Origin of the sequence: Microbacterium sp. LB12 (assembly GCF_037150835.1) — a bacterium.
Taxonomy (GTDB): Bacteria; Actinomycetota; Actinomycetes; order Actinomycetales; family Microbacteriaceae; genus Microbacterium.
Window position 1 is genome coordinate 1 of the sequence record NZ_JBBCPF010000022.1, and the last position, 8,342, is coordinate 8,342.

At 63.4% G+C, this 8,342-nt stretch carries 6 protein-coding genes; 4 read left to right on the forward strand and 2 right to left on the reverse strand.

Going from position 1 to position 8,342, the window contains the following annotated elements:
- Nucleotides 1–248 precede the first annotated feature (248 nt).
- Nucleotides 249–1,097: an AbiJ-NTD4 domain-containing protein gene (locus WFM69_RS19055; RefSeq protein ID WP_337007389.1), complete on the forward strand. Its 849-nt coding sequence runs from the start codon at nt 249–251 to the stop codon at nt 1,095–1,097.
- Between the two features lie 22 nt (nt 1,098–1,119).
- Here the strand turns inward: WFM69_RS19055 and WFM69_RS19060 are convergent, their stop codons facing one another.
- Entirely contained in the window at nt 1,120–1,701 is a 582-nt protein-coding gene (locus WFM69_RS19060; protein ID WP_337007391.1) for a restriction endonuclease, read from the reverse strand.
- A 654-nt stretch (nt 1,702–2,355) separates the two neighbouring features.
- Here WFM69_RS19060 and mobF point away from each other — a divergent pair.
- The 3 genes from mobF to WFM69_RS19075 all read left to right on the forward strand — a co-directional run bounded on the left by mobF (nt 2,356) and on the right by WFM69_RS19075 (nt 6,859).
- Nucleotides 2,356–5,898 carry a MobF family relaxase gene (gene mobF / locus WFM69_RS19065; protein ID WP_442928454.1) on the forward strand — a complete coding sequence of 1,181 codons (3,543 nt, stop codon included), beginning with the start codon at nt 2,356–2,358 and terminating at the stop codon, nt 5,896–5,898.
- Between the two features lie 214 nt (nt 5,899–6,112).
- Complete coding sequence (locus tag WFM69_RS19070; RefSeq protein ID WP_337007393.1) at nt 6,113–6,445, forward strand: hypothetical protein; 333 nt, start codon at nt 6,113–6,115, stop codon at nt 6,443–6,445.
- Between the two features lie 9 nt (nt 6,446–6,454).
- A complete protein-coding gene (locus tag WFM69_RS19075) occupies nt 6,455–6,859 on the forward strand; it encodes a hypothetical protein (protein ID WP_337007395.1) in 405 nt (134 codons plus the stop codon).
- Nucleotides 6,860–6,886: 27 nt separating this feature from the next.
- Here WFM69_RS19075 and WFM69_RS19080 read toward each other — a convergent pair whose 3' ends face one another.
- Nucleotides 6,887–7,570: a hypothetical protein gene (locus WFM69_RS19080; protein WP_337007397.1), complete on the reverse strand. Its 684-nt coding sequence runs from the start codon at nt 7,568–7,570 to the stop codon at nt 6,887–6,889.
- Nucleotides 7,571–8,342 lie beyond the last annotated feature (772 nt).

Consider the following 8,342-nt stretch of genomic DNA (forward strand, 5'->3'; position numbering starts at 1 on the left):
CGCACGACCTGCTCAGGCGTGTGCCGCTTCCTCGTGTTCGTCATGATGAGACCAGTCTTCCTGCCCGCAGCAGCGAGCATCAAGACGACTCACACAACGACTGGACCTACATCACGGGGTCGGCCCATCGCCGCCTAACCTGCCGACGAATTCAGAGCTTCCACGCGTCTTGCAGATGAGGTTTGGTGGGTTCGTGCTGTGCTCGGAGAGAATGGACAGCAGGCGGCTGGAACAGAGCAAGGAGCACGATGTCGTTCGCAGATCGATTTGGGTACACGCGACCTGAGCCGCAACGCACCCAGGTCGAGCGAGACAGCGACGCAGTGCGTCTCGTGCTGTGGAATGCGGTTAGCCGTGACGGGAAGAGTCCGCTTGCCGCACATCGAAAGCTCTGTGAATACTCCCAGCAGCTACCCGACGCGAACATCTGGAGCGATACCTACGCCGATGAGTCTGCACGGCTTCTCCTCGATCAGATGACCTGGCTCGATGTCTATGAGGCGCTGGAAGCCGAGGCCTCAACGATGAAGGGGCAGTCGCGAGCGGAACTGCAGAAGTCGGTGAACAGAGCCTTGTCGCGGAGCGGAATCGCCTATGAGATGCGCGATGGCCGGTTCGAATTCTACGAACCCGTCGCGAACGAGTTCGAGACTCGGCACGACGAAGACGAAGCGATTGCGTCCTTGACCGATGAGTTCGAAACCGTGCGCAAGCAGTACCAGAATGCGTTGCGCAATTTGCGCAGCATGCCCGCGAACCTCGAAGGCGCCGTGGCTGACGCGCTCAACGCGCTGGAGGCGGTTGCAAAAATCATCGAGGGGAAGCCCCACGCAACCCTCGGCGATGTTGCACGCAACCTCTTCCCAGGTAGCCCCGGCTACCACGTGCCGCTGCGACTCGCGATCGAGAAGCTCTACGCGTACTCGAACCAGCTTCCGGGCGCTCGCCACGGACGCTACGCAGAGCCAGACATCGCGCATGCCGAAACGGTCATGGTCGTGCGTATGGCCGGTGCGATCCTTACCTTTCTCGTCACCCTGTATCGCGGTGAAGCAACGGCCGGGAACTCTGGGTCTGACTTCGACTTCGAGTTCTAAGTCCGACCGGACCGACAATCTCCTAAGGGCGAAGTTGGTATGAGGCGACCAGGTCAGGGCGCTGCGAAAGCTGAGTCTCCAAGCGGCTGTCCGGCCACAGCTCGATAAGCGGCAGCTTGCCGTCAGAGTTGTGTTTCTCAACAATCGCAACGGCGTCAGTGGTGAAGCGTCCGCTCGTCGCAATCACCAATGCCCGGACGATCGGTGGTTCCCAGAGGGATAGCGCTGCCAGTGTGTTCGTGATGTCGGCAGGAGCGACTGACTTCGAGGTCCAGTGCTTCGCTTGAACGATGACCCGCTCGGTCCGCGTCGTTCCGCCATCGTCTTTGATCACCCGCTCAGCAGACAGATCGCGTCCTCGGTCGGGTGCGCGCGTCTTCATCAACCACTCGACGTTCTGATAGCTAGGAAAGCCGCGCAAGAGGTCGAACAGCAAGCGTTCAAATCCATCGTCGTCGATGACTGACCAGTCGAGCCCGATGCTTGCGCCGCCGGTCGGTCGCGCTGAGGCTGCGACACCGAGATCGATCGCAGGTACGGGCAGCGGGTCGAGCTCCGAAAGGCTTGCAGCCTCGATATCGGCGCGAACTGACGGCCAATCCATCTCCGCAATGTCGTGCCAGTCGTGCCCTTGCCCGAAGTGGAGGTGGCGGTGCAGATCTCCCCAACGTCCCTTTCGTTCAGTCGTATCGCCGAGCAACCGCTCGATCTCGCTGACCGAGTCGGCCACCACGGCCGTTCGGGGATCCTCCACTCGGGCCGACGAATCGGGCTCGAACGACTCGATGATCTGCGTGAGAGTCACATTGACCGTGGAAGTGAGTTCATTCAGACGGTCGTGGATTGCGCGCCGTCGGGCTTGCCCAAGGCGGAAGCGGTATTCATCGAGTTGATGACCTGGCAGTTCGAGTTGGTTCATCAGATCGAAGGCAGGCTCACTGATCTCGAAAAGCTCAATGAACGACTGTCCGGCTTCGTCGATGTCGGGCAGCTCTTCGGTGACGGTTACCCCGTCGATGGGTGGAAGACCTGCCAGGAGTGGACTCCATGCTCGCCGGAGGTCTTCGTATTCGCGGCTCGTACCGCGCTGCGGGCGAGTAGGGATCATTGGCTGCGCGCGATCCCAGATCGCCTGAAGCTTCGCCAGGTTTGCGGCGGCGCGATCCATCACCCGGAGCAGCTCGTCAAGATCCATTCCTTCAGTCTCTCATCAGCCCTACTTCGCGCCTGGGAACACCTACTCGACGTGACGGTTTCGATGCGGGTGATGAGCGCGGGCGACGGCTACAAGTACCTGCTGCGCACGGTCGTCGCAGCCGATGGCGACCGAAGCCTTTCGACGCCGCTGACTCGCTACTATTCCGAAGCCGGAACCCCGCCCGGCCGCTGGCTCGGCTCCGGTCTCACCCAACTTGGCGAAGGCCGCATCACGCTCGGCGAAGAGGTGTCGGAGCAGCAGCTTCAGCTCCTCATCGGTATGGGCCGCGACCCCGTTACCGGTGACCCGCTCGGCCGCGCCTACCCGATCTACAAGCCCCCGGTTGAACGGATCGCGGAGCGAGTTGAAGCGCTCGACCCCGAGCTCGGCCCCGCCTCCCGCGCTGAGGCCATCGCGCAGATCGAAGAACAGGAACGACGACGTGGCACGAGGAAGGCGGTCGCGGGCTACGACTACACATTCTCCCTACCCAAGTCCGCCTCCGTGCTCTGGGCGGTCGCCGATGCGGGCACGCAAGCGCTGATCGCCGACGCGCATCATGCGGCGATCGGTGAGGTGATCGAGTTCATGGAACATGAGGTCGCAGCTACCCGGGTCGGTTCGACCGGCGCCGACGGTGGCGCGGTCGCCCAGGTCGATACCTTCGGGGTCGCGGCGACCGCCTACGACCACTACGACTCCCGTGCGAACGACCCGCACCTGCACACGCATGTGGTGGTCTCGAACAAAGTGCGCACAGTGCTCGACGGGAAGTGGCGGTCGCTCGACGGCCGGCCCATGCACGCGGCGACGGTCGCGCTCTCGGAGTTGCACGAGGCGGTCATCGCCGATCACCTCACCCGGCTCCTCGGAGTCGAATGGGAAGCGCGCCAACGGGGCCGGGACCGTAACCAGACCTGGGCGATTGCCACTGTGCCCGAAGACCTCGTGCTCGAGTTCTCCACCCGCGCCCATCAGATCGATGCGGAGAAGGATCACCTCATCGCCGAGTACGTAGAGCGGTATGGGCGGCAGCCGTCGACGGCGACGGTCATCAAGCTCCGCGCCCAGGCCACACTCACCACCCGGCCTGAGAAACAGGTCCGCTCGCTTGCCGACCTCACCACCGAATGGCGCAAGCGCACCACGAAGAAGCTCGGCCGCGATGCCAGTGAATGGGCACGTGAGACGATCCCCGCGGGCGTGGTGCGATTGCTGCGTGCGGATGATGTGCCGCTCGATGAGATCGAAGCCATCGCTCACGAAGTCGTTGAGGCGGTCGGGGCGAAGCGGTCGACCTGGCACCGATGGAACCTCACCGCCGAGACCGCCCGACAGACGATGAGATACCGGTTCGCGTCGACCCGGGATCGGGAGGCCGTGACCGGCATGATCGTCGATGCAGCCGAACGCGCCTCACTGCGCCTCACCCCACCCGAACTGGCCTCGCCCCCAGCACGGTTCCAACGACCGGACGGCACGAGCGCATTCCGACCCCGCCACTCGGCCCTGTATTCCTCGACCGAGCTCCTGGAAGCGGAAGTGCGTCTCATGGAGCGATCTCGCACCATGACCGGGCCGACGTTGCCGCTCGCGGTGATCGAGCGGGTCACAGCCGCCCCGGATCGGGACGGGCGGATGCTCGGCCCCGACCAGGCCGACGCCCTCATCAAGATCGCCGTATCGGGGCGGGTGCTCGACATGTTGGTCGGTCCCGCGGGTACCGGGAAGACCAACGCCATGAATGCACTCCGCCGCGCATGGGAAGCCGAGTACGGGGCGGGGTCGGTGGTGGGGCTGGCGCCGTCGGTGGTCGCGGCGGAAGTCCTAGCCGACGATCTCGGCATCCAGACGGAGAACACCGCACGATGGTGGACGCTCTACAACCTGCGCCGGGCGTCGTTCCGGGCGGGGCAGCTGGTCATCATCGATGAAGCCAGCCTCGCCGGCACCTTCTCACTCGACCGCATCACGAACATCGCCGAAGAAGCAGGCGCGAAAGTCCTGCTCGTCGGCGACCACTCCCAGCTCCAAGCCGTCGAAGCCGCCGGAGCCTTCGGGCTCCTCGCCGGCGACCGCGACGACACCCCGGAGCTGTTCACCATCTACCGGTTTGCGAACGAGTGGGAGAAGATCGCGTCCCTCGGGCTGCGCCTCGGCAATACCGACGTGATCGACACCTACCAAGACGCCGGCCGGATCACCGGCGGCGACACCGAGGAAATGACTGCTCTGGCTTATGAGGCGTGGCGTGCCGACCGTGAGGTGGGGGTCGCGTCGATCCTCGTCACCGACGCCGCAGAGTCCATGACCGCACTGAACCTCCGCGCACGAACCGAACTCATCCTCCAAGGGACCGTGCAGCCGATCCGCGGCGAAGTCACCCTCGACGGCGGCGCGACCGCAGCGGTCGGGGATGTTGTCATCACAAGGAAGAACCGCCGGGATCTCCGCTCACGGTCGGCGTGGGCGCAGAACGGAAACCGTTGGATCATCACCCGTGTGCGGCGCGACGGGTCGGTGACGATCCGGCCCGCCACCCAGGGCCGTGGCGGTTCGATCGTGCTGCCCGCCGACTACGTCGCCGAGCACCTCGATCTCGGCTACGCCGTCACCGCCTACCGCGCCCAAGGCGTCACCGTCGACACCTCGCACGTGCTGATCGACCCGTCAATGACCAAGGAGAACCTATACGTCGCCATGACTCGCGGGCGGGACGGGAACTACGCCTACGTCGCCGTCGACACCCCAGACGACGCGCACAGGCACCCGCACGAGGCCGCGGACGTAGCGGAGGCCGCACGTCGGGTGCTGTTCGGAGTGCTGAACCACTCCTGGGCGGAGCTGTCTGCGCACGAGACGATCGAGCGGGAGCAGGAGAAGTGGGGGTCGATCTGTCAACTCGCCGCCGAGTACGAAACCATCGCCACCGAAGCCCAACACGACCGCTGGGCCACCCTCATCCGCACCTCCGGCCTCACCAACACACAAGCAGACTCGGTGCTCGACTCCGACGCATTCGGAGCCCTCGCCGCAGAACTCCGCCGGGCCGAGGCGAACCACCACGACGTTGATCGGCTTCTCCCGCGGCTCGTGAGAGCGCGGGGCTTCGACGACGCCGACGACATCGCCTCCGTACTGCACTGGCGACTCGCCGCCGCGACAGAACGCCCCACACATGCTGGGCGGCGCCAGCCGACTCCACGCTTGATCGCCGGGCTTATCCCGATCGCTGCTGGCATCCACCAGTCAGACATGCGCCATGCACTCGCCCAACGGCACCAGCTCATAGAGGAACGCGCCAGTGCCCTCACAGAACAGGCCCTCACAGCAGGAGCACCCTGGGTTCAGGCTCTCGGCGGCAGGCCCGATGATCCACGGAAGACAGGCACCTGGCTCCGACAAGCGCGCACGGTCGCCGCCTACCGCGACCGGTACGCGATCACCACCGCCGACCCGCTCGGCCCGGAACCAGGTCCAGTGGCACAGAAGATCGATCGATCGCGCGCCGCGCAAGCTCTCCAGCGGGCGCGGACCCTCACTGTTCGCCCTCCGCGGCCGAACACGAACACCCGAATACTGTCCCAAGGACGCTCGCTCTGACCGCCAGCATCTCGTTTCGCGACAGGAAGCTCGATGATCGACGAGCGCCGCGACGACTCCGCCCGATCTCGGGAGCAGTACCGCTTCCGCACACACAGACGTACAGTAGGAGTGGAACGGCAACCCCTGCGATAACACTCTTAGCCCCTCGGGCAGGCCTCCGGGCAACTCTCAAAGCGCCGCTCCTCACGCCGTGCGCTACGAGAGGAACACCATGCTTCGCATCATCTTTGCTGGAGTCACCCGCACCTACTACGTCCTGGCCCGCTACGTGCCCGGCCTACGACTGATCTCACGCATCCGTCGCCGCGACGGTCTGAAATGGGGAGTGCCAGCCATGCTCGTCGCGGCGCCCTACTTCCTTGTCGCGAACCTGCTCAAGGTCCTCATCGAGGACAGAGGCTCAGCATGGCTTAGCCTGCCGCTGCTCTGGTGCTTGATCATGGGTATGACGTTCGTCGTGCTCGGGCCGGTCAGCGTGGTCCTGCTAGTCATCGCCCGAACTCGTGAAACGGTCGAATCTCGGCGCCTCAGCAGCGGCCGATAGAATCCTTGCGTGGCGCAAAGCAAGGATCAGCAAGTCAAGACCGTTGTTGTCGGGATGGCTCTTGGCGTGCTTGCTCAGGGTGTCGAGGCAGTCACCAGCCGGAAGGTGGCGCTTGAATTCGCATTCAATTACGCCTGGCGTCGATGGCCGCAGGCGAGGCTCTTTCCGAGCATCGGAGGCCACGACCCGGGCAACATGTTCTGGATCGGGCTCGGCAAATCAGAACGCCGTCAGGGGGCCATCGCGGCCTGGGACGAGAGCCAGTGGTGCGCGCCATACCTCACGCAAGACTGGTCTGTCGAAGAGGCGCTCGAGCACCACTCAGACGTGGAGGTCTCCGCTGACAACTGGGCTGAGCTGGGGCGGCTGTTTGTTGAGCACTTCAAACCGGAAGAGATTCGCCATACGGGTTAGTCGACCTTCACTTGCCTTAGATCGCGTCTAACCAGGATTCGGAACGCCCATGGCGTTTGAGTCAAGCGTGAAGTAGTTCTGGGATAGGTCGTGTTCGATCTGCGCACGCACATTGGCGATGATGTGGAGCAGATCGTTGAAGTGGTAGATAACGGCTTGGAGCGCTGAGTTCATGTTGACGTTGTCCAGTCGGGCGAGGCGATCGTCGTCTTCGTGGAGTGCTATGCCATAGATGTAGTCCATGGCGATGAGATCGCTGCCGAGGAGCTGGCCTGGCCCCAAGCCATTGTCCATCTCCAGTTGGCCGGAGTGGAAGAGAGGTCCGGAAGCGCCAATGCGTGAGCCGGTGACGACCTGTGCCACATGATCTTTGAGGGGTCGTCGCGCACGTGCTTGCTCAGCAGTTAGCAGGGACTGGAGTGCGTTGACGACACCAGGGACATAGCAGTCCTCGCTTTCGGTAAAGAAGACGCGGCACTCGACGATCGTCGAATCGACCATGCGTTTGCTCAGACCAGGCTGATTGATGCTCGCGAGGTGCCAGTCATCGTCGTCTGCTGACTGCTCCCATTCGAACTCGAAGACGGGGATACGTCCTTCCTCATCCCGCAACGCAGTGATGGGTTCACCGAGGCCAGGTCCGGTTCTATTGAGGAACTTTCGAACCTTTCGACGTGAAGCCTCCAGGATGTGCTCGGGCGCCGGGGACATACCGCGACCCTACCTCCTTGCAGTGCGCAGGTGGTGACGAGTCGCTACCTGGCTGTGAGCCGGCTCGGCCAGTTCGACCATCCAGTGGGAGCCAGGGCCGAGGCAGTATTACTGGATACTGGGTGCATGGCGGAAACGCACGACGCTGATGTCGACAGTCCAGGGGCAAGCTCGTCGAGAACAGGGCGAGAGCGGGTGCTCAGCGCCGGAGTGAACTTCACCAACCGTCCCGAAATGAAGTTTGCCCGCGCTGTGCACCTCGCTAACGAGCTACGCGGGCGAATCGACGAGTGGTCAGCCTCTGAAACATTGCTTGCGCGACTTCACCAGATAGATGATCACACCATTCAGTTCCGTCTGGAGACGCTCACCCCACCGCCCATAGATGAGTGGTCGCTCATCCTTGGCGACACGCTGCATAACCTTCGGAGCGTCTTCGACACCGTGATCTGGGCCCTGGCAACACTTGACGGGGCTGAGCCTAAGACTCCTACACAAGTCACATTCCCCCTCACAGCAGACCAAGACGAGTGGCGAAAGCGATCGAGGGCGCTTGAATCTGTACCTTCGGTGTTTCTCAAACGAATCCGAGACCTTCAACCTTGGGCTCAGGATTCTGAGCGGGATGACAGCCTACTCTGGCTACTGGGCCGCCCCCGTTGTTAGGTCCGGTCTCTGTGTGAGTCGTCGGGTTTCATTTCGTGGGTGCAGTGGCGAGCATAGTCGGCCGGGGTGAGGTAGCCCAGCGCCGAGTGGCGTCGCACGGTGTTGT